The organism is Streptomyces sp. NPDC033178, from assembly GCF_055577685.1.
The window spans coordinates 103519-123194 of sequence record NZ_JBVIPT010000011.1 but is presented as its reverse complement, the minus strand read 5'-3'; the positions used below and the strand labels follow the sequence as shown (position 1 = coordinate 123194).

The window sequence follows — 19676 nt, the reverse complement described above, 5'->3', positions numbered from 1 at the left end:
GCGCCCACGCGGCAGAGCCGCATGTTGCAACAGTCCCGCGTCCCTGACGGGGCGCCCCTGAGCGTGACGCAGACATGGATCAGGCGGGCATGGAAGCGAGCCGTCGGTCCAGCTTCGTCACCGCGTCCCGGAACGCCCGGCCCAGGCCCGCTCGGCCCAGCTTTATCGCGAAGCGGAATGGGGCTGTTCCGTCGGCGGCCCAGGTCCACTGGACTCTCGTACCCGTGCCGTCCCGGGTGAGGCGCCACTCCTCCACGAGGGCGCGGGCACCCGGAGCGTTCGTCACGTCGACGCGGTACGTGTAGACCTCGGAGGGCTCGGCCGCGAGGATCGTCTCCTCGAAGCGTGTCCCGCCCTTCAGCCGGACCTGCCGCCCGGCCCCGTCCTCGGTCGGGCGAGCCGCTCTCACCGCCGAGAACCACTCGGACCAGCCCGCCACGTCCTCGGCGAGCGCGCGATAGACGGTCTCGGGGGGCGAGGCGACCTCTCTTGCGAAGACAAGGCGCAGGGGAGCGGTCTCGACGAAGTCGAGTCCCACCGGACGCAGTCGGTGTGCCATGTACGGACCCCCTCGCGGGAACAAACGGGGAACGAATCCGAACGCAGCCCCACAACGCGGCGGTTGACGAGGCACCGTCACCATAGCCGGGGGCCCGTCGGATGTCTGTACCGCCCACCGATGCCCCGCCGATGTCCCGCCGCCGTCAGTCGTCCGTATCGCTCTCGTCCTCGGGCTCTCCCGCCACCACCAGCCGCCGCAGATGCTCGGAGATCTCGGCACGCGCCCCGGCGGGCAGCCCGTCGTCCGTGACCAGCGTGTCGATCTGTTCCAGCGCGGCGAACGAACTCAGGCCCACCGTGCCCCACTTGGTGTGGTCCGCCACCACGACGACACGCCGTGCCGACTGGACGAGCCGCCGGTTGGTCTCGGCCTCCGCCAGGTTCGGCGTCGACAGACCGGCCTCCACCGATATGCCGTGCACACCCAGGAACAGCACGTCGAAATGGAGCGCCGCGATCGCCTGGTCCGCGACCGGCCCCACCAGCGAGTCCGACGGGGTGCGCACACCACCGGTCAGTACGACCGTCGCCGCTCCCTGCCGCTGTCCCGAGGTGCGCTGCGCCGCATGGAAGACATCGGCGACCCGCACGGAGTTGGTCACCACCGTCAGATCCGGCACGTCGAGCAGCTGATGGGCGAGGGCGTAGGTCGTCGTGCCGCCCGACAGGGCGATCGCCGTGCCCGGTGCGACCATCGCCGCGGCGGCCCTCGCGATGTCCTCCTTGGCGGTCAGCTCCAGACCCGACTTGGCCTCGAAGCCCGGCTCGTGCGTGCTCGCCTCGACCACCGGGACCGCTCCGCCATGCACCTTCTCCACCACGCCCTGGCGGGCGAGCGCGTCGAGATCGCGGCGGACCGTCATGTCCGACACGCCGAGTTTCCTGGTGAGTTCGTTGACGCGGACACCGCCGCGCCGCCGGACCTCGTCGAGGATCAGAGCGCGCCGCTGCTCCGCGAGGAGGTTCTGATTCTCACTCACGTCCGCTCCGGTTCCCTTCGCCTCGACACGTCCGGCATGTCCCCGAACCCCCTCCGACAAGGACATTCACCCTCACCTCCGGTCCATGGGATGCCCCATCCTCGCATGGGTCACCGCAGGTCGCGCCACTGCCTGTGGCGACGCGCACACGTCACGCTGCCATCTTCCGTGCGTCACTGTCACACGGATCGGGGAGATTCCGTGACGAGTGGTGCGCAACGCTCCCGGAGGCGGGATCCTTGTACCTGAACATGACATGTGCCGTACGGGCATCACGGGGGAAGCAGAACAGTGGAGCGTCCACAGAGGCATGCCTCGCCGCATGACGCGCACGAGGCGCACGATTCCGAGCGGCCGCCCGCGACGGCCGACACCGCACTCGAACTCCTGGTCCACGGCGTCGGCGGTACGACGCCCCAGGAGATGCTGAACGATCCGCGCACCGTCCGGATCACCGGCGACGACACGGCCGCCGTCTTCCGCCGCGCCGACGACGTCGAAGCGGAGAAGAAAGCAGCGAAGCGACTCGACGAGGACCCGGGCAAACCGGTGCCCGAGGCGTACGTCTGGTGCAACCTCACCTCCGGCAACGGCTCCCGCGCCCTGTGGCTGCTGCTCCTGCCGTTCATGGTGGTCAACCTCGCCCACTGGATGCGGCCCACGGTCAGCGACAACAGGAAGCGCACGGTACGGCTCTACGGCCTGCTCGTCCGACTCGCCGGCCTGACCCTCACCGTGCTGCTGGTCGCCGCCGCCTGCGAGGTCGCCCTCGACCTGGCCGCCTGGCAGTGCGCGGGCACCGGCGGATGCGCCCAGGAGCATTCCTGGCTGGGATTCCTCTCCCCGGCAGGCCCCGACGCGGGCTGGTGGAGCCTGCCGGGCCGCCGGCTCGCCCTCGCCGCCCTGGTGCCCGCCGCCCTCACCGTCCTCCTCTGGTACCTCTCGCACCGAACCTGGAGCGCGTACGAGTCCCAGCCGCCGATCGAGTACGGGGCCGAGTCCGACGAGGAGACCAGCCGCGCCGGCCTTGGCCGCCCGGGCTTCTGGTACGGACGCCGGCTGGTCGCCCGGCTCCGCGCGGCCCACACCGCAGCCGGCCTGCTGACGATCGTCGCGGCGGTCGGCACCTCGGCCGCCCGCTACGACAGCGAGCCGGGCGGGCCACCCGTCCTGGAGGCGCTCGGCCGGATCGTGGAGGCGACGCTCGTGGTGGGCGGGGTCGTCGTCGTGTGGGTGGTCTGCCGCCGCGGCCGCAGCGAGCACCGGCTCGACCGGCACCTCGATGCCGCCCTGGTGCGCTGGCTGCCCATCGGCTCACTCGTCCTGCTCGCCCTCACCCTCCTGTACGCCGGCTGGTCGCGCCCGGGGTGGAGGTCGGACGGCCGGCTGCCCGGTGGCGACGCGATCTTCGGCGGCATCGCACTCGTCCAGTGCCTGCTCGTGATCGTGCTCGGCGTGGTGGCCCACCTCCTGTACCGCGCCCACCCGGATCCGCGTACCGCGATGCGCGGGTTGGCCGGGCCCGCCGTCGCCATGCTGGCCTGCGCCCTGGGCGGGGTGATGTCCGGCGGGGTTGCCCAGCGTGTCGCCGACTGGCTGGACGGCACCGGAGGAACCATCGAGGGCCCGCCCGTCCTGCTGACCTGGCAGGCCTCCGTCATCCCGCCGCTGCTGATCGTCCTGCTCGCCCTCGTCGGCTGGCTGGCCAGGCGCACCGTACAGCTGCGCCGCATCGAGACGGCCTCGGTGGAACTCGACTACGAGGACGAGCCCGCCGACACCGGGCGCACCCACCGCATCGCCCGCATGCGCGCCATGGCCGCCCTCACCGACCGGGCGCCCCGGATCATCGGCATCACCTCCATCGTGACGCTGCTCCTGGGTGCCCTGGCCCTGGTGGGCGCGATGACCACCGACGAGACCCCCGGCGAGGCCGCGCACGGTACGTACCCCGTCGTACAGGGAGCGGCGGACGCCGCGCAGGCGCTCGGCTCCTGGCTGATCGGCGTCGGCTTCATACTGTTCGTCACCTGGGGACGCCGCGCCTACAAGGACGCCTCGGCCCGGCGCACGATCGGCATCCTGTGGGACGTCGGTACGTTCTGGCCGCGCGCGGCACACCCCTTCGCGCCCCCTTGCTACGCCGAGCGCGCCGTGCCCGACCTGACCTGGCGCATGGCGACCTGGACCGGTGCCGCCGAGGGCCGGCGGCTCGTCCTGTCCGGCCACTCCCAGGGCAGCGTCCTCGCGGCCGCCGCGGCCTGGCAGCTCAAGCCCTCGGTGCGCAAGCGGGTCGCGCTGCTGACCTACGGCTCGCCCCTGGAGCGCCTCTACGGGCGCTGGTTCCCGGCCCACTTCGGGCCCGACGCGCTCAGCGGGCTGCACCGCGAGGTCGACTGCTGGCGCAACCTGCACCGGGCCACCGACCCCATCGGCGGCCCCATGCGGCTGCCGGGCGACTGCGGCCCCCAGGTCGACCGGGAGGCACTGAAGGACCCTCTCGCGTACGGCCGCACCGAGGACCACCCGCTCCCCGCACCGATCCTCGGGCACTCCGACTACCAGGCCGACCCCGCCTTCGCCGAGGAGCGGGAGAAGCTGCTCGCACGGCTCAGGCCGGAGGTGCCGGGGCCACGGGAGGACAGCGGACCCGAGGAGTCCAAGGAGTCCCGGCTGGAACCGACGCCCATGTGAGGCGCGACGCCCGTGTGACGCGGAGGCGGCCGATGCTGCAGGGCCTCAGGGGAGCTCCGGGAGGTCCTCCGCGTACAGGAGGGTGAGGTCGTCCTTGCTCGGTTCGGGGAGCTGGGCGACCCGCCCCGCGTGCCGCTCCACCATGGCCTCGAACGTCTGCCGCGCCGTGCGGCCGTTGCCGAACGCGGGCCCCTTCGGGATCGCGGTGAAGTACTTGATCAGCGCCTCGCCCGCACCCGGCGCGATCCGGTACTCGTGCTCCTCGGCCTGCTGCTCCACGATCCGCAGCAACTCCTCGGAGTCGTAGTCGCCGAAGGTGATGGTCCGTGAGAACCGGGACGCCACACCGGGATTGACGGTCAGGAAGCGCTCCATCTCGGCCGTGTAGCCCGCGACGATCACCACCACCGCCTCCCGGTGGTCCTCCATCAGCTTCACGAGCGTGTCGATGGCCTCGCGGCCGAAGTCGCGCCCCGAGTCCTCCGGCGAGAGCGCGTACGCCTCGTCGATGAACAGCACACCGCCGCGGGCCCGGTCGAAGGCCTCCTGAGTGCGGATGGCCGTGGAGCCGATGTGCTCGCCGACCAGGTCCACCCGGGACACCTCGACGAGATGCCCCTTCTCCAGGACACCGAGCGAGGCCAGGATCTCGCCGTACAGCCGGCCGACCGTCGTCTTGCCGGTGCCCGGGGAGCCCGTGAAGACCAGATGGCGTCGCGCCGAGGCCGCCTTCAGACCCGCCTGCTGGCGGCGGCGGCCCACCTCGATCATGTCGGTGAGGGCCCGCACCTCGCGCTTGACGCTCTCCAGGCCCACCAGCGCGTCCAGTTCACCGAGCACGGCCGTCGACGAGCGCGCGGGCTGCTCGGGCTCCTGGGGAGCGACGAGCGGCTCCTGCTCGGTGATGCGCTGCCCCGGGATCGCTCCCAGCAGACCGGGGGACTGACTCGTGGTCTGCATGGCGGTCTCGTGCGCCGGAGGCCGAACCCCCGCGCTCTCGTCGCTCGTGCAGTCCTCGACCACGGGACCCGTGCCGGACGCCTGGTCGCCGCCCGCCTCCGCGAACTCGTAACCACCGCGCGCACACCGCTCCGTACGGCACTTCTTCAGCGTCGTACGGCAGCCGTCGAGCACATGGAAGCCGTAGCCGCCGCTGTCCGTGACGCGGCAGCCGTGGAAGCTGCCGCGGCCGCCCGCCGACACATAGAAACCGGCCTCCGCGGGTGAGGTGACCGTGCACCGCTCGATGGTGGGGTCGGCGCCCTTGGTGACGATCACGCCCGTCTGAGTGCCGTCCACGGTGCAGCCGTTCAGCGTGCCGCCGCTGCCGTGGTCGCGGAACCAGGCGCCCGTCGCGGCGTCCCGGATCCGGCAGTCGTCGAGCTGCGCGGTCGCGCCGTCGCTCACCGACACGGCGGTGTTGCGGACTTGAGAGATGTCGCTGTCGACGACGTCCGCGCGCGAACCGCGGTCCAGGACGAACAGGGCGTCCGGCACGTCGTGCACCCGGCAGGAGTCGAGTACGACCGTCGCGCCGTCACTGACCCACACCGCGGGGTAGTCGCCCGTACTGTCGTGGATCTCGCACTGGTTGGCGTCCACGCGCGTGCCCGGGTCCCAGACCGACAGGCCGTTGCGCCCGAACTGCCGCACGGTGGAACGGGTCATGGTGAGGACCGAGCGGGACCGCAGGTCGACCGCGTTCTCCGGGATGTCGTGGATGCGGCAGTCGGCGAGCGTCAGGACGGCGTCCGTGTCGAGCGTGATGCCGTCCGCGGTCGTACGGTGCACATCGCAGTCGGTGAGATGTGCCGTGGCCCGCGCGGTGACCTGTACTCCGCTGCCCCTGACCTCGTACACCTCGCAGCCGATGGCTTCGAGGGCGGACTGCTCGCCCGTCGCCGACAGGCCGGCGCCCGAGGTGTGGTGGATCCGGCACCGCTCCAGACGCGGATGGGCGCCGCCGCGCACGGAGACGCCCGACTGGCCGGCCGCCACGACCTCGCACTCCTCGAACACCCCGCCCCCGCCGTCCAGTACGGCGATACCGACACCCGCGGGGTTGTCGACAGTGCAGCGCCGCACCGTCGGACGCGCGCCGCCGCGCACCTCGATACCGGCCGCGGACCGGGTGACGATCCGGATGTCCATCAGCTCGGGTGTGCCCTCCTCGACGAGCAGGGCGGGCGCGGCCGAGTCCTGGCCCTCCACGAGCAGGTCCTGGACCACGGCGGAGGCGCGCACGGTGAGCGGTACCCCGTCGACGGGAGCGATGCGCACGGAACCGGGTGAGCCCTCGGGGCCGCGCAGCGTCACCGCCCGCTGGACGACGAGGTTCTCCCGGTAGGTTCCGGCGGCGACGGTGAGGACGTCACCGTCGGCCGCGGCCTCCAGGGCGGCGGCGAGCGATGCGTACTCACCCGTGCGGCGCCGCCACCGCGACGTACCGGTGTGCGTCACCTGGACCGTGCCCTGTGCCATGGCGCTGCTGTGCCCCCACCTCGTCGTACGCGGGTCCTGAGAGGCTCTTCCCGACACCCGGCCGCGTCAACTCCGCGCACGGGGAACGAGAACAGCCTCTCACGACGGTGCCGAACATCTCGGCCGGTCCACCGTAGCGTGCGCGGAGCCGGCCGGTTGACCGGAGCGGCGAGGCCGTCAGCTGCCCGTGCCCGTCCTGCCCCAGTCCGGGCCTGCCTGCGACCATGCCTGGTCGAGGCGGTCGTACCTGCGCCGCACCATGCGCCACACCACCAGCCGCCGGGAACCCTCGACGAGCCCCGCGCAGGCGACGGCCGTGCCGAATCCGGCCAGGGCGGCATGTGTCGTCGCAGTCGCGGTGTCGAGCGGCCGGCCGACTATTCGGCCGTGCAGGTCCGTCCAGACCGTGAAGTGGTCGCCGCGCTGCGGGGAGTTCAGGGCGGCCATGACCGTGTCGCGGCGCGCGGTGCCGTCGGGGGCCGTCCAGTCGGCGATGACGCGGGTGTGCGAGTCACGCCCCGAGGACGTCTCCGGATCGGGGTCGAGCGGGGTGCGGTCCGCCTTCTTGACGACGATCGCCACCACCGGATGGCGGTCCAGCCGCTGCTCGCGCACGGACTGCTGCAGGGCGTCCTGGGCGAGCCCGCCGATCAGGACACCGGCCAGGGGTGCCGCGACGAGGATCAGCAGCAGCGCCCCCAGCGCGAGCCACGCCTCGGCGAGATCCGTCGTACGCCGCAGCGGGTTGTGCCGCCAGCGCCAGAGTCCCCTGATGGCCCGCAACGTTCCGACCCCCTTCCGCGTCCGTGATAACCCCCCTCGGAGTCGTTCACGCGCGGTGCCGGCGAAGAGAGAGCGAAGTCACCCCTCGCGCCCGGCCTCTCATGAACTTCTCACACAGGCTCAACGGGCATGCCGGGCGTCGGTGTTCCCACGGCGAGGGTCTATTCGAGGAGTCTGACCGGATCGCCCACGCGGACCGAGCCGGGGGACTCCGGCACGAGATTCTGCCCGAAGACCAGCTTGTCGCCGAACCGGCGGTGGCGGGCGAGGGTGCGCAGCGGCTCCCTGCCGCGCTCGGCGGTGCTCTGGTCGGTGGTGGTCACGACGCAGCGCCCGCACATCTTCGCGACCCGGAAGGTGACCTCGCCGATGGCGAGCCGGGACCAGTCGTCCTCGGCCCAGGGGGCGGTGCCCTCGACCACCACGTTCGGCCGGAAGCGGTTCATGGGCAGCGGGCCCTCGCCGGGCCGGTCGCCCTGCGCGATCAGCGCGTTGAGGGCGTCGAGCGAGCCGAGCGTGGTGAGCAGCAGGGGATAGCCGTCGGCGAAGCTGACCGTCTCGCCGGGCCGGGCGAACGCCGGGTCGAGGGGCCTGCGGACGGCAGGGTCGTCCAGGTGTACGAGACGCACCCCGATGCCGAGATAGTCGCTGAACCAGGCGTGCGCCGAGGCGTCGGCGGCGACTCCCTCCACCTTGTCGTTCCAGATCTCCACCGTCGTCGTCCCGGTCGGCTCGGGCACGCGGACGGCGAGCGGCTCACGGCCGGGCGCGGACAGCAAAATACCGCCGTCGGGCCCTTGCTCGACGGCGGACAACGCCATGCGCGGCTGTGGACGTTGGGTGACGACCTTGTCGTTCTCGTCGATCAGCACCCAGCGCCGGTCACCCGCCAGACCCCACGGTTCCACGACGGCCTCACGCAGGGCATGACCCCCGGCCGCCTTCAGCGGATAGACGTGGATCGAGTGCAGCACCGACTTCGACATGAGGTCATCGTGCCAGCGGACACCGACGACCTCGGCCGATTTTCCTCAGTAACCGCGGTACTGCTGGTTGTTGTAGGGCTCCTGGTACGGGGCCGGGGCGGGACGCGGGGCGGCGGGGCGCATCGCCTCGTAGCCCGTACCGCCCGCCATCGGACGCTGCGGCTGGGGAGCCTGCTGGCCCGGGTAGCCGCGCGGCGCACCGGCCTGCTGAGGGATGTAGGGCGCGGCCTGTTGCAGCGGCGAGGGCTGTTGGGCCTGCGGGTAGGCGTACGAAGGAGCCTGCTGGGAGGGCGCGGCAGGCAGTGCGGGCAGTGCTGACGGCAGCGCGGGCAGGTGACTGCCCGTGTCATAGGCCGCGGGGACCCGGATCGGGGCGATCTGCGGGGTTCCCCGCTCGGCCACGAGAGAGTCGTAGATCGGAGTGTCCGGGAAGGAGGCGGAGTAGTAACCGCCGCCATAGGTGGAGCGGGGGGAGGTCATGGCACATAAGTTAAGCCCACGATGTGCTGGTTGGGGAGACCGATAAGAGGGTTGTTTTCCGTGTCGGCCGTGACGTGGGATCGTCAATGCGAGCGAACTTGGCGAAAAGGGGCGGCGGCCGGGACTGAGTTCATGTAAAAGCCGAGTTCCAGGCCGGTTACTCATGGGTTGGTCGTTGATCTCCCGCACCGGGTGATGGGCGTTCGCCGCTCGGGGGATTAGGTTGGCGCAGAACGGCTGAACGAACCGAATGAACTGAACGTGACCAGGCGCGGTCGTGCGCGGAGACACCCGATGGGGGCGGACATGTCAATGCCTAAGGGATCGAACGTTCCGGTGCCGACGACCGGACTGCGTGTCGAGCTGGGCTGGCGGGCAGGCCCGGGTGTGCCCGACGCCGACGCGTCGGCCCTGTTGCTGGCATCGGGGAAGGTCCGCTCGGACGGGGACTTCGTCTTCTACAACCAGGCGAACCACTCCTCCGGCGCGGTCCGCCACGAGGGCAAGCAGAGTGCCGGCGGCCAGGTGAACGACACGTTGTTCGTCGACCTCGCGCGCGTGGAGCCCGGGATCGAGACGGTGGTGCTCGCCGCGTCCTCGGACGGCGGAACGTTCGGGCAGGTGCCCGGCCTCTACATCCGGGTCGTGGACGCACAGCAGGGGACGGAGGTCGCGCGCTTCGACAGCGAGGGCGCGAGTGTCGAGACGGCCTTCGTGCTCGGGGAGTTCTACCGCCGCCAGGGCGCCTGGAAGTTCCGCGCCGTCGGACAGGGCTACAGCAGCGGTCTCGCGGGACTGGCCACCGACTTCGGTATCTCGGTGGACGAACCGCAGCAGGCGGCGCCGGCCCCCGTGGCCCCGCCCGCCCCAGTGGCCCCACCGGTCACCGCCCCGCCGGTCACGGCCGCGCCGGTGACACCGCCGCCCGCCCCACCCGCACCGCCCGCCCCTCCGACGGCCCCGGTACGCCTGACCAAGGTCACGCTCACCAAGGAGGCCCCGTCCGTCTCGCTGACCAAGCAGGGCGGCACCTCCGGTGTGATGCGCGTGAACCTCAACTGGCAGGTGCGCAAGCAGTTCTCGGGGTGGCAGGCCAAGCTGGGCCGGGCCGTCGCCATGCACGCGGACCTCGACCTCGACCTGTGCGCCCTGTACGAGCTCTCCGACGGAAGCAAGGGCGTCGTCCAGGCTCTGGGCAACGCCTTCGGAGCCCTGCATCAGCCGCCGTTCATCCATCTCGACGGCGACGACCGCACCGGGGCCTCGACGAGCGGCGAGAACCTCAGCATCAACCTCGACCACACACGCAACTTCCGCCGCGTCCTCATCTTCGTGACCATCTACGAAGGGGCGCGCTCCTTCGCGGACCTGGACGCGACGGTGACCCTGCAGCCGCTGCACGGCGCGCCCGTCGACTTCTCGCTCGGCGAGTGCACGGTCCCCTCGACGGTGTGCGCGCTCGCCCTCATCACCAACACCGGCAGCGACCTCGTCGTCCAGCGCGAGGCCCGCTTCCTCGTCCCCGATCGCGGAGTGAGCCCGCAGCGCACCGTCGACTACGCGTACGGGTGGGGCATGAACTGGACGCCCGGCAGGAAGTGACCGGCGCGAGCCGTCCGGGCCGGGCGTGACATCTCAGGGCTGCTCGGGCGCCGCGTCGCGGTGGGTATCGGGGCGGGTGTAGGTGCGGCCCTTCCAGGCCGCACCGCGCCCCCTGTAGTGCTGCACCGCGGAATCCACCGTCATGAGGAGGTACAGGAACGCGGCGACCGGGAGCGACGGGGCGAGCCACAGCGACTGGCGGTGGTACCGGAGCATCGGCAGGTACGTCAGGGTCATCAGCAGCCACGCGAGTCCGCCCGCCACCGCGGCACCGGCGCTGCCGGCCGCGAGGCCCGCGAAAAGCGCCACGGGCGGCACCAGATACACCACCGCGAGACCGGCCACCGTCCCGGCCAGCACCAGCGGGTTGTGCCGCAACTGGGCGTACGCGCTGCGCGAGACCATCCGCCACAGATCGTGCAGCCGAGGGTAGGGGCGCACGCTGTCGACGTGTTCCGCGAGCCCCAGCCAGATGTGCCCTCCGGAGCCCTTCACCGCCCTGGCCACCGCGACGTCGTCGATCACTGCGTGCCGGACGGCGTCCGGAATCCGCGCCCGCTCGGCGGCCTCGGTGCGCAGCAGGACACAGCCGCCTGCCGCGGCCGCGGTCCGCGACCCCTTCACGGCGATCCAGCGGAACGGATACAGCTGGGCGAAGAAGTACACGAACGCGGGCACCACGAGCCGCTCCCAGACACTCTCCACCCGCAGCCGGGCCATCTGGGACACGAGATCGAAGCCCCCGGTACGGGCCGCGGCCACCAACTCCCGGAGGCTGTCCGGCGCGTGCGCGATGTCGGCGTCCGTCAGCAGCAGATACTCGGGTGCACGCGCGCGTGCCAGACCGATGCCGTGGCGTACGGCCCAGAGTTTGCCGGTCCAGCCCGCGGGCGGCTCCCCGGGCGAGGAGACGGTGAGCGGCAGCCCGCCGTGCAGCCGCGCCAGTTCACGGGCCAGCTCCCCGGTGCCGTCCGAACTGCCGTCGTCCACCAGGAAGATCTCGGCCCGCCCCGGATAGTCCTGCGCGAGGAGCGAGGGCAGGCTGTCCGGCAGCACGGCGGCCTCGTCCCGCGCCGGTACGACGACACACACGGACGGCCAGCCGTCCGGCTCCCGGCGCGGCGGCAACCGCATGTCCGTACGCCAGAAGAAGCCCTGGCCAAGGAGCAGCCACAGCCAGGCGGCGAGTGATCCGACGGCGGTCCACACAAGGGCGCTCACCCGTCGCAGTCTGCCCCACCCCGGCGGCCCGCCGAGGCGGATCGTCTATGGTGACCGGGTGAAGATCGCGCTCATGGACTCCGGAATCGGACTGCTCGCGGCGGCCACCGCGGTACGTCGTCTGCGGGCCGACGCGGAGCTCGTTCTCTCCTCGGACCCCGGCAGCATGCCGTGGGGACCCCGCACACCCGAGGACGTGACCGCCCGCGCCCTCGCCGTCGCCGAGGCGGCCGCCGCGTACCGGCCCGACGCCCTGATCGTCGCCTGCAACACCGCCTCCGTGCGCGCCCTGCCCGCGCTGCGCGCCCGCCTTGAGCCGGGGGTGCCGGTCATCGGCACGGTCCCTGCGATCAAGCCGGCCGCTGCGGGCGGTGGACCCGTCGCGATCTGGGCGACGCCCGCCACCACGGGCAGCCCCTACCAGCGCGACCTCATCCGGGAGTTCGCCGATGGTGTGACCGTCACCGAAGTGCCCTGCCCCGGACTGGCCGACGCCGTGGAGCACGCGGACCGGGCGGGCATCGACGCCGCCATCGCCGCGGCCGCGGCACGTACCCCTGACGATGTAAGGGCCGTCGTCCTGGGCTGCACCCATTACGAACTGGTCGCCGAGCGGATCCGTGCGGCCGTGCAACGGCCCGGGGTCGCCCCGCTCGTCCTCCACGGCTCCGCGGGCGCGGTGGCCGCCCAGGCGCTGCGCCGGATCGGCGAGCACCCGGCCCCGGACGCGCCCGCGCACGGCAGCCTCACCGTGTTGCTCGGCGGACGCGAGGGGACGCTGCCCGAGACCGCGTTGACGTACGACGAGGGCCGTCTGCTGCAGGCGATGAGCCCCGCCCGCTGAGCCGCCCGCCGCGAAGCGGACACTTGGCGTCCACCCGGAGCAGTAACAGCCCGCAACCTGGTGCCCGCACCGCGGAACCTGAGTACGCTCTCAGGCATGAGGGACCACCCCCACGGCGAATCGGGCGCTGCCGACGCCCCGCACCCCGAGGTCTGGCACGGCCGCGCTTCCAATCGTGTGCAGTGGCTGCTCGCGAGCGGTGGCGCCGCCTGTCTGGCGCTCGGTATCGAGCTTGCCGTCGACTCCACCTGGACGTCCGGCATCGCCCCCCTCGTCATGTCCGTGGTCGGCTGCATCGCCGCTGGACTCCTGGTGCTCTTCGGAACCCTCGCGTTCGTGCATGTCGCCGTGAAGGTCGACAAGGACTGCCTGGAGGTGCGCTGCGGCCACATGGGCCTCCCGCGCCGCCGCATCCCGCTGTCGCACATCATCGGCGCCGACTTCGCGCCCCGGGTGACGCCCCGGCAGTGGGGCGGCTGGGGCTACCGCTGGCGACCCGAGCAGGGGACCGCCGTGGTGGTCCGCCGCGGTGAGGGCCTGGTGCTCCGGCTGGGCGACGGCCATACGTTCACGATCACGGTGGACAACGCGGAAGCGGCGGTACGGGACATCCGTCGCCGGCTGAAGGCGGCCGCCTCGGGCCCGACCCGCTGATCGCGGAGCCGATGCCGCCCCGCTGACTGCGAAAAGGGGTCCGGCGTTCCGCGGCAAGGGGTTCGGCTTCCCGCGGACCTCACGGGGACAGCGGGTCCTTTCGGGCGTGTCCACCGGGCTCCATCGCGTTCTGCGGCGCCTCTTCGAGCATGGGACGTGCCGTGGCGAGGCCCGCGAGCAGGCCCGCGCCCGCCGTCACCGTGGTGAAGCTCAGCGCGTTGCCGACCGCGGCGATCGCGGCCAGTGCCGTCAGAGCCGCACCTGCCGTGAGCACGACCGGCGTCGGGCGCGGCGACCGCCACAGGGCGTACAGGACCCAGCAGAACACCGCCGCCAGCAGGGCCACGCCGACCACGCCCTGTTCGGCCGCCTGCTGGAAGGGTGCCGAATGGGGTTTGCCGTCGGGCAGCAGCGACTGCGTGACGGTCGGGCTCAGTTCGGAGAACCGACCGGGCCCCACGCCCAGCCCCGGCTCTCGGCCGGTCATGTCGAGCGCGTCCTGCCACAGCAGCACGCGGTGCTGTGTGAGCTGTCCCTCCAGAGACGTGGTGAGACCGTCCGGAAGCACGTTCTCGGCCACCGCCCAGGTCGCCCCGGTCACCAGGACCGCGGCCAGCGCGAGGCCGCCGAGCCCCAGGCCACGGCGTCGCATACGGTCGGCGGCCAGGGAGCACAGCAGCACGGCCAGACAGGCCGCGAAGCCCGACGTCGACCCCAGGACGGCCGCGGTCGCCGCGATACCGGCGGCCAGCAGACGGAACACGAGCCGCAGTCCCGGCGGACGGGCCGCCCAGGCCGCGCAGCAAGCGGACCCCGCGGAGAGGGCCAGCAGCGCGGCGGTGGCACCGGTCTGCCCGAGCGGCGAGATCACCTGGGGGCCCTGAGTGGTGTGCGGGGAGGCCACCGCCAGGCCGAGCCCGGCGAGCGCGCCCGCGCAGGGCGCGGCGACCGGCAGAAGCTCTCCGCAGATCCGCCCCGAGGCGTAACCGGCGGCGACGGCGAGCACCGCGAGGAGTACGCCTTCGGGGCGTCCGCCGTGTGCCGCGGCCGTGATCAGGGACCAGGCCGCGCAGGCTCCCAGCACGACCACGCCCGTCGCGTCCGACGCGCTGCGTCTCTCGTGCGCCGACGCCGGACCGGCCGCCGACGCCATTCCTGTGGACCCCACCCCGTCGCCCCCGGCCTGTGAAGGGCCCCGACCGCCCGGCCGGCCTGCCACGGCCCGTACGTCAGAGGCTCCGGCACACCGTAACGGGTGATGCGCCGGTTTGTGGACGAGTTGCGCAGAAACGATGCAGCAGGTGGGAGGGGAGTGCCCCGGCAGGTGACCAGGGCCGCGCTGTCGGCGCCGTGACCACCCGCCGTACACTCCGGGGGTGACCGTCACAGCAACCTCCGTAGACGAGCCGGAACAGCTCGAACCGCAGGCCCGGCCCGTTTCGCGCGTGGTCCGGCTGATGCGGCGGCTCGCTCCGGCCGCCACCGCGGCACTCTCCGGAGTGCTGCTCTACGTCAGCTTCCCGCCACGCACGCTGTGGTGGCTGGCACTGCCGGCCTTCGCGGTTTTCGGCTGGTTGCTGCGCGGCCGCACCTGGAAGGCGGGCCTCGGTCTCGGCTACCTCTTCGGTCTCGGCTTCCTGCTGCCCCTGCTCGTGTGGACCGGCGTGGAGGTCGGGCCCGGGCCGTGGATCGCGCTGGTCGTCATCGAGGCGGTGTACGTCGCGCTCGTCGGCGCCGGCATCGCGGCCGTGTCGAAGCTGCCCGGCCGGCCCCTGTGGGCCGCCGCCCTGTGGATCGCCGGCGAGGCGGCACGCGCGCGTGCCCCGTTCGGCGGCTTCCCCTGGGGCAAGATCGCCTTCGGCCAGGCGGACGGCGTCTTCCTGCCGCTCGCCGCGCTGGGCGGCACCCCGGTGCTCGGATTCGCCGTCGTCCTGTGCGGCTTCGGCCTGTACGAGATCGTGCGCCTGGCCGTCGAGACGCGGCGCACGGGTGTCGTGCGTCGCGGGGCCGCCGCGGTGGCCCTGCTCAGCTTCCTCCTCCCCGTGCTCGGTGCCTTCGCCGCGAAGCCCCTGGTCAGCGACAAGGCCGAGAACGGCACGGCGACCGTCGCCGTCATCCAGGGCAACGTGCCGCGCGCGGGCCTCGACTTCAACTCCCAGCGGCGCGCCGTCCTCGACTACCACGCCCGGGAGACCGAGCGCCTCGCCGCGCAGATCAAGGCGGGCAAGGTCGCCCAGCCCGATTTCGTGCTGTGGCCGGAGAACTCCTCCGACATCGACCCGTTCCGCAACCCCGACGCCTACGCCGTGATCGACAAGGCGGCCAGGGCGATCGGCGCGCCCATCTCGGTCGGCGGCGTCGTAGAGAAGAACGGCAAGCTCTACAACGAGCAGATCCTCTGGGACCCGCAGAAGGGCCCCGGTGCCACCTACGACAAGCGGCAGGTCCAGCCGTTCGGCGAGTACCTCCCCATGCGGTCGCTCATCGGAGCCATCAACGACAACTGGACCTCCATGGTCCGCCAGGACTTCAGCCGCGGCACCGAGCCCGGCGTGTTCACCATGGCGGGCACCCAGGTCGGCCTCGCCACCTGCTACGAAGCCGCCTTCGACTGGGCCGTGCGCGACACCGTCACGCATGGCGCGCAGATGATCTCCGTGCCGAGCAACAACGCCACGTTCGACCGCAGCGAGATGACATACCAGCAGCTCGCGATGTCCCGGATCCGTGCAGTCGAGCACAGCCGTACCGTCACCGTCCCGGTGACCAGCGGCGTCAGCGCCGTGATCATGCCGGACGGGAGGATCACCCAGCGGACCGGCATGTTCGTGGCGGACTCCCTCGTCCAGAAGGTGCCGCTGCGCTCCTCCGAGACGCCTGCCACGCGGGTCGGAATCGCGCCGGAAATGCTCTTGGTGCTGATCGCCGCGGGCGGCCTCGGCTGGGCCGTGACGGCCGGGGTGCGCGGACGACGCGCAGGTGCCGCGTAGCCGTACGCCGGTGGTGAGCTGCCCGTACGCGTCCGGAATGCGCCGAGCCGACGGAACCGGGCCGTTAGGGTCGGCCCATGGCTACTCCTGACTTCATTCGTACGATCCGGGCCACCGCCGGCCAACAACTGCTCTGGCTCCCCGGAGTCACCGCCGTCGTCTTCGACGACGAGGGCAGAGTGCTGCTGGGACGCCGGGCCGACACCGGCAAGTGGGCCGTCATCGCCGGAATGACGGACCCGGGGGAGCAGCCCGCGGTCTGTGCCGTGCGGGAGGTGTACGAGGAGACGGGCGTCCGGTGCGTCGCTGAGCGCGTCGTGCTCGTACAGGCCCTGACGCCGATCACGTACCCGAACGGCGACATCTGCCAGTTCATGGACATCACCATCCGGTGCCGGGCCGTCGGCGGTGAGGCCCGTGTCAACGACGACGAGTCGCTGGAGGTGGGCTGGTTCGACGTGGACGCGCTTCCGGAGCTGACCGAGCACGGTCTGTTCCGGATCAAGCAGGCGCTGTCCGACGAGCCCACGTGGTTCGAACCCATGCCCTGAGCGCGAAGTGTGGGTTGCAGCCACATCGGTCGGGGCGTGGACGCTGCCTAGGGTCGGGGCATGACCGCGCCCAGCGCCCTCGCAGGCACCCACGCCCCGTCCCCCGACCTCGGCGGCCGTACCGCCCTCGTCACCGGCGCCGCGGGTGGCATCGGCCGAGCCTGCGCACTGCGGCTCGCCGCGGCCGGGGCCAAGGTACGGGCGGTCGACCGGGACGCCGGGGGACTGGACACCCTCACCGAACAGGCCCGCGGCCTCGCGGGCACGGTCGAACCGCACGTCCTCGACCTCACCGACCTGGACGCCGCGGAGTCCGCCGCGGCGGGCACCGACATCCTCGTCAACAACGCCGGGCTCCAGCTGGTGCGCCCCATCGAGGAGTTCCCGCCCGACACCTTCCACACCGTGCTGACCGTGATGCTGGAGGCCCCGTTCCGGCTGATCCGGGGGGCACTCCCGCACATGTACGGGCAGGGCTGGGGCCGCATCGTCAACGTGTCGTCCGTACACGGGCTCCGTGCCTCCGCCTTCAAGTCGGCGTATGTGGCGGCGAAACACGGTCTGGAGGGCCTCTCCAAGACCGCGGCCCTGGAAGGCGCCCCCCACGGCGTCACCTCGAACTGTGTGAACCCCGCCTATGTGCGCACCCTGCTGGTCGAGAAGCAGCTCGCCGACCAGGCCGCCGCCCACGGCATCCCCGAGGAGCGGGTGCTCGGCGAGATCCTGCTGCAGGACAGCGCGGTCAAGCGCCTCATCGAACCGTACGAGGTCGCCGAGGCCGTGGCGTACCTGTGCGGCCCGGCCGCCTCCTTCGTCACCGGGACCTCACTGGTCCTCGACGGCGGCTGGACCGCGCACTGAGCACGAGTTGTCCACAGGGCTGGTCAGGCTGTCGGTGCGACGGGTAATCCTGGTGCACATGTCTCGCGATCAATTGCAGTCCGCCGAGCGCTCCGAGGCGAGCGCCGAGGCGCCGTTCCTGGAGCTGCTGGCCAGGGGCGCGTCCGCCGACGCGTACGAGCAGCCGGTGCTGCTCGCCCGCGCGGACGGGCTGCCGCCCGACCGGATCGCCGCTCTGGAGCGCGCCAAGCTCCTCGCCCTGCGCGTGCGTTCGGAGATGGAGGGGCGCCGCAGACGCGAGGCCGAGCTGTCCGCGCTCTTCGAGACGGCCCACGACCTCGCGGGGCTGCGCGACCTCGACGCCGTGCTCCAGGCGATCGTGCAGCGCGCCCGTTCCCTGCTGGGCACGGACGTCGCGTACCTGAGCCTGAACGACCCGGCCGAGGGCGACACGTACATGCGGGTTACCGAGGGATCGGTCGCGGCGCGCTTCCAGCAGCTGCGGCTCGGCATGGGGGAGGGCCTCGGCGGACTCGTCGCCCAGACCGCCCGCCCCTATGTCACCGACGACTACTTCCAGGACGACCGCTTCCAGCACACCCCGACCATCGACGCGGGCGTACGGGACGAGGGTCTGGTGGCGATCCTCGGCGTGCCGCTCATGCTCGGGCCGCACGTCATCGGCGTCCTGTTCGCCGCCGACCGCCGGGCGCGGGTGTTCGAGCGGGAACAGATCGCGCTGCTCGGCTCGTTCGCCGCCCTCGCGGCCGCCGCCATCGACACCGCGAACCTGCTCACCGAGACCCGCGAGGCGCTCGCGGACCTGGAGCGGGCCAACGAGATCATCCGCGACCGCAGCGGGGTCATCGAGCGGGCCTCCGACGTCCACGACCGGCTGGCCGAGCTCGTGCTGCGGGGCGGCGGGGTCCACGACGTGTCGGCCGCGGTGTCCGAGATCCTCGACGGCAGCGTGCAGTTCGCGGACGCGGGCACCGCACCCGGTGACGCGCTGGAGGCGTCCCGTGCCGAGGGCCACGCCGTGCGCCACGGGGACGACTGGGTCGCGGCCGTGACCGCCGGCGGCGAGCTGCTCGGCGCGCTGGTGCTGCGCGGCCATCCGGGACTCGACCCCGTGGACCAGCGCACTCTGGAGCGGGCGGCCATGGTCACCTCGCTCCTGCTGCTCGCCCGGCGATCGGCCTCCGAGGCCGAACAGCGCGTCCGCGGCGAGTTGCTGGACGATCTGCTCGACGCGCGGGACCGCGATCCCCGGCTGCTGCGCGAGCGCGCGGCCCGGCTGGACGCCGACCTCGACGCCACCCACGTGGTGCTGGCCTCCCGCCTGGACTCCACGGCCGCCGACGCGGACCAGGAGGCCGCCGCGCGCCGCAGACTGTGGTCCGCCGCGTCCCACCTCGCCGCCACCCGGCACGGCCTGGCCGCCGCGCGCGACGGGGGAACCGTCCTGCTGCTGCCCCTGAACGCCGGTGACACCGCGACGGAGCTGGCCCGCCGCACGGCCAAGGAGCTGGGCACCGCCGTGCACGAAGCGGTCACCGTCGGCGCCTCGGCACCGGTCCAGGACCTCGCCACCCGCCCGGACACCGTGGCCGAGGCCTACACCGAAGGACAGCGATGCCTCGAAGCGCTGCGGCTGCTCGGCCGCACCGGAGACGGCGCCGCCGCGGAGGACTTCGGGTTCCTGGGTCTGCTGCTCGCCGGGAGCAGGGACATCTCCGGCTTCGTCGAGCGCACCATCGGCCAGGTCGTCACGTACGACGAGAAGCGCGGCACCGATCTCCTGCACACCCTCGACGCGTACTTCGCCTGCGGCATGAGCCCCGCGCGCACCAAGGACGAGCTGCACGTCCACGTCAACACGGTCGCACAGCGCCTGGAACGGGTGGGCCGCCTGCTCGGCCCCGACTGGCAGAGCCCGGCCCGGACACTGGAGATCCAACTCGCCCTGCGGCTCCACCTGTTGACGTCCAACGGACAGCGCTGACTCC

At 72.3% G+C, this 19676-nt stretch carries 16 protein-coding genes; 8 read left to right on the top strand and 8 right to left on the bottom strand.

Annotation, left to right across the window (positions count from 1 at the left end; all coding sequences use genetic code 11):
- Positions 1-79: 79 nt before the first annotated feature.
- Together ACZ5VQ_RS26515 and ACZ5VQ_RS26510 are read right to left on the bottom strand one after the other, a co-directional pair.
- Complete coding sequence (locus ACZ5VQ_RS26515; protein WP_469107054.1) at positions 80-559, bottom strand: SRPBCC family protein; 480 nt, start codon at positions 557-559, stop codon at positions 80-82.
- 145 nt (positions 560-704) lie between these two features.
- Positions 705-1541 (bottom strand): DeoR/GlpR family DNA-binding transcription regulator, encoded by an 837-nt coding sequence (locus ACZ5VQ_RS26510; RefSeq protein ID WP_469107053.1) that lies wholly within the window; start codon positions 1539-1541, stop codon positions 705-707.
- Between the two features lie 291 nt (positions 1542-1832).
- On the opposite strand from ACZ5VQ_RS26510, the gene ACZ5VQ_RS26505 reads away from it, so the two are divergent.
- Complete coding sequence (locus tag ACZ5VQ_RS26505; protein ID WP_469107052.1) at positions 1833-4235, top strand: hypothetical protein; 2403 nt, start codon at positions 1833-1835, stop codon at positions 4233-4235.
- Between the two features lie 45 nt (positions 4236-4280).
- On the opposite strand, the gene ACZ5VQ_RS26500 is transcribed toward ACZ5VQ_RS26505, so the two are convergent.
- From ACZ5VQ_RS26500 to ACZ5VQ_RS26485, 4 genes are all read right to left on the bottom strand, one after another.
- Positions 4281-6716, bottom strand: a complete 2436-nt coding sequence (locus tag ACZ5VQ_RS26500) for a right-handed parallel beta-helix repeat-containing protein (RefSeq protein WP_469107051.1) — start codon at positions 6714-6716, stop codon at positions 4281-4283.
- Positions 6717-6893: 177 nt separating this feature from the next.
- Positions 6894-7499 carry an Rv1733c family protein gene (locus tag ACZ5VQ_RS26495; RefSeq protein ID WP_362068851.1) on the bottom strand — a complete coding sequence of 202 codons (606 nt, stop codon included), beginning with the start codon at positions 7497-7499 and terminating at the stop codon, positions 6894-6896.
- 161 nt (positions 7500-7660) lie between these two features.
- A complete protein-coding gene (locus ACZ5VQ_RS26490; protein ID WP_469107050.1) occupies positions 7661-8485 on the bottom strand; it encodes an MOSC domain-containing protein in 825 nt (274 codons plus the stop codon).
- A 45-nt stretch (positions 8486-8530) separates the two neighbouring features.
- Positions 8531-8965 carry a DUF6643 family protein gene (locus ACZ5VQ_RS26485; RefSeq protein WP_200400282.1) on the bottom strand — a complete coding sequence of 145 codons (435 nt, stop codon included), beginning with the start codon at positions 8963-8965 and terminating at the stop codon, positions 8531-8533.
- A gap of 294 nt (positions 8966-9259) precedes the next feature.
- On the opposite strand from ACZ5VQ_RS26485, the gene ACZ5VQ_RS26480 reads away from it, so the two are divergent.
- Positions 9260-10567 (top strand): TerD family protein, encoded by a 1308-nt coding sequence (locus ACZ5VQ_RS26480; RefSeq protein ID WP_469107049.1) that lies wholly within the window; start codon positions 9260-9262, stop codon positions 10565-10567.
- Between the two features lie 33 nt (positions 10568-10600).
- Here the strand turns inward: ACZ5VQ_RS26480 and ACZ5VQ_RS26475 are convergent, their stop codons facing one another.
- Complete coding sequence (locus ACZ5VQ_RS26475; RefSeq protein WP_469107048.1) at positions 10601-11788, bottom strand: glycosyltransferase; 1188 nt, start codon at positions 11786-11788, stop codon at positions 10601-10603.
- Positions 11789-11846: 58 nt separating this feature from the next.
- Here ACZ5VQ_RS26475 and ACZ5VQ_RS26470 point away from each other — a divergent pair, with 58 nt between their 5' ends.
- Positions 11847-12632, top strand: a complete 786-nt coding sequence (locus ACZ5VQ_RS26470; RefSeq protein WP_469107047.1) for a glutamate racemase — start codon at positions 11847-11849, stop codon at positions 12630-12632.
- Positions 12633-12728: 96 nt separating this feature from the next.
- Positions 12729-13286, top strand: coding sequence for a hypothetical protein (locus ACZ5VQ_RS26465; protein WP_469107046.1), 558 nt, complete (start codon positions 12729-12731; stop codon positions 13284-13286).
- A 79-nt stretch (positions 13287-13365) separates the two neighbouring features.
- On the opposite strand, the gene ACZ5VQ_RS26460 is transcribed toward ACZ5VQ_RS26465, so the two are convergent.
- Positions 13366-14439, bottom strand: a complete 1074-nt coding sequence (locus ACZ5VQ_RS26460) for an O-antigen ligase family protein (protein WP_469107251.1) — start codon at positions 14437-14439, stop codon at positions 13366-13368.
- Between the two features lie 223 nt (positions 14440-14662).
- Here ACZ5VQ_RS26460 and lnt point away from each other — a divergent pair, with 223 nt between their 5' ends.
- From lnt to ACZ5VQ_RS26440, 4 genes are all read left to right on the top strand, one after another.
- Positions 14663-16276, top strand: coding sequence for an apolipoprotein N-acyltransferase (gene lnt, locus ACZ5VQ_RS26455; RefSeq protein WP_469107045.1), 1614 nt, complete (start codon positions 14663-14665; stop codon positions 16274-16276).
- Between the two features lie 77 nt (positions 16277-16353).
- Positions 16354-16827 carry an NUDIX hydrolase gene (locus ACZ5VQ_RS26450; RefSeq protein WP_469107044.1) on the top strand — a complete coding sequence of 158 codons (474 nt, stop codon included), beginning with the start codon at positions 16354-16356 and terminating at the stop codon, positions 16825-16827.
- A gap of 60 nt (positions 16828-16887) precedes the next feature.
- Positions 16888-17688 carry a 3-hydroxybutyrate dehydrogenase gene (locus tag ACZ5VQ_RS26445; RefSeq protein WP_469107043.1) on the top strand — a complete coding sequence of 267 codons (801 nt, stop codon included), beginning with the start codon at positions 16888-16890 and terminating at the stop codon, positions 17686-17688.
- Between the two features lie 58 nt (positions 17689-17746).
- Positions 17747-19672: a helix-turn-helix domain-containing protein gene (locus ACZ5VQ_RS26440; protein ID WP_469107042.1), complete on the top strand. Its 1926-nt coding sequence runs from the start codon at positions 17747-17749 to the stop codon at positions 19670-19672.
- The last annotated feature ends 4 nt before the right edge of the window (positions 19673-19676 follow it).

Coding starts and splice junctions, on each gene's coding strand:
- ACZ5VQ_RS26460 (WP_469107251.1), bottom strand. CDS start 14,439: ATGGCGTCGGCGGCCGGTCCGGCGTCGGCGCACGAGAGACGCAGCGCG.
- ACZ5VQ_RS26450 (WP_469107044.1), top strand. CDS start 16,354: ATGGCTACTCCTGACTTCATTCGTACGATCCGGGCCACCGCCGGCCAA.
- ACZ5VQ_RS26485 (WP_200400282.1), bottom strand. CDS start 8,965: ATGACCTCCCCCCGCTCCACCTATGGCGGCGGTTACTACTCCGCCTCC.
- ACZ5VQ_RS26440 (WP_469107042.1), top strand. CDS start 17,747: ATGTCTCGCGATCAATTGCAGTCCGCCGAGCGCTCCGAGGCGAGCGCC.
- ACZ5VQ_RS26515 (WP_469107054.1), bottom strand. CDS start 559: ATGGCACACCGACTGCGTCCGGTGGGACTCGACTTCGTCGAGACCGCT.
- ACZ5VQ_RS26490 (WP_469107050.1), bottom strand. CDS start 8,485: ATGTCGAAGTCGGTGCTGCACTCGATCCACGTCTATCCGCTGAAGGCG.
- ACZ5VQ_RS26465 (WP_469107046.1), top strand. CDS start 12,729: ATGAGGGACCACCCCCACGGCGAATCGGGCGCTGCCGACGCCCCGCAC.
- ACZ5VQ_RS26445 (WP_469107043.1), top strand. CDS start 16,888: ATGACCGCGCCCAGCGCCCTCGCAGGCACCCACGCCCCGTCCCCCGAC.
- ACZ5VQ_RS26480 (WP_469107049.1), top strand. CDS start 9,260: ATGGGGGCGGACATGTCAATGCCTAAGGGATCGAACGTTCCGGTGCCG.
- ACZ5VQ_RS26500 (WP_469107051.1), bottom strand. CDS start 6,716: ATGGCACAGGGCACGGTCCAGGTGACGCACACCGGTACGTCGCGGTGG.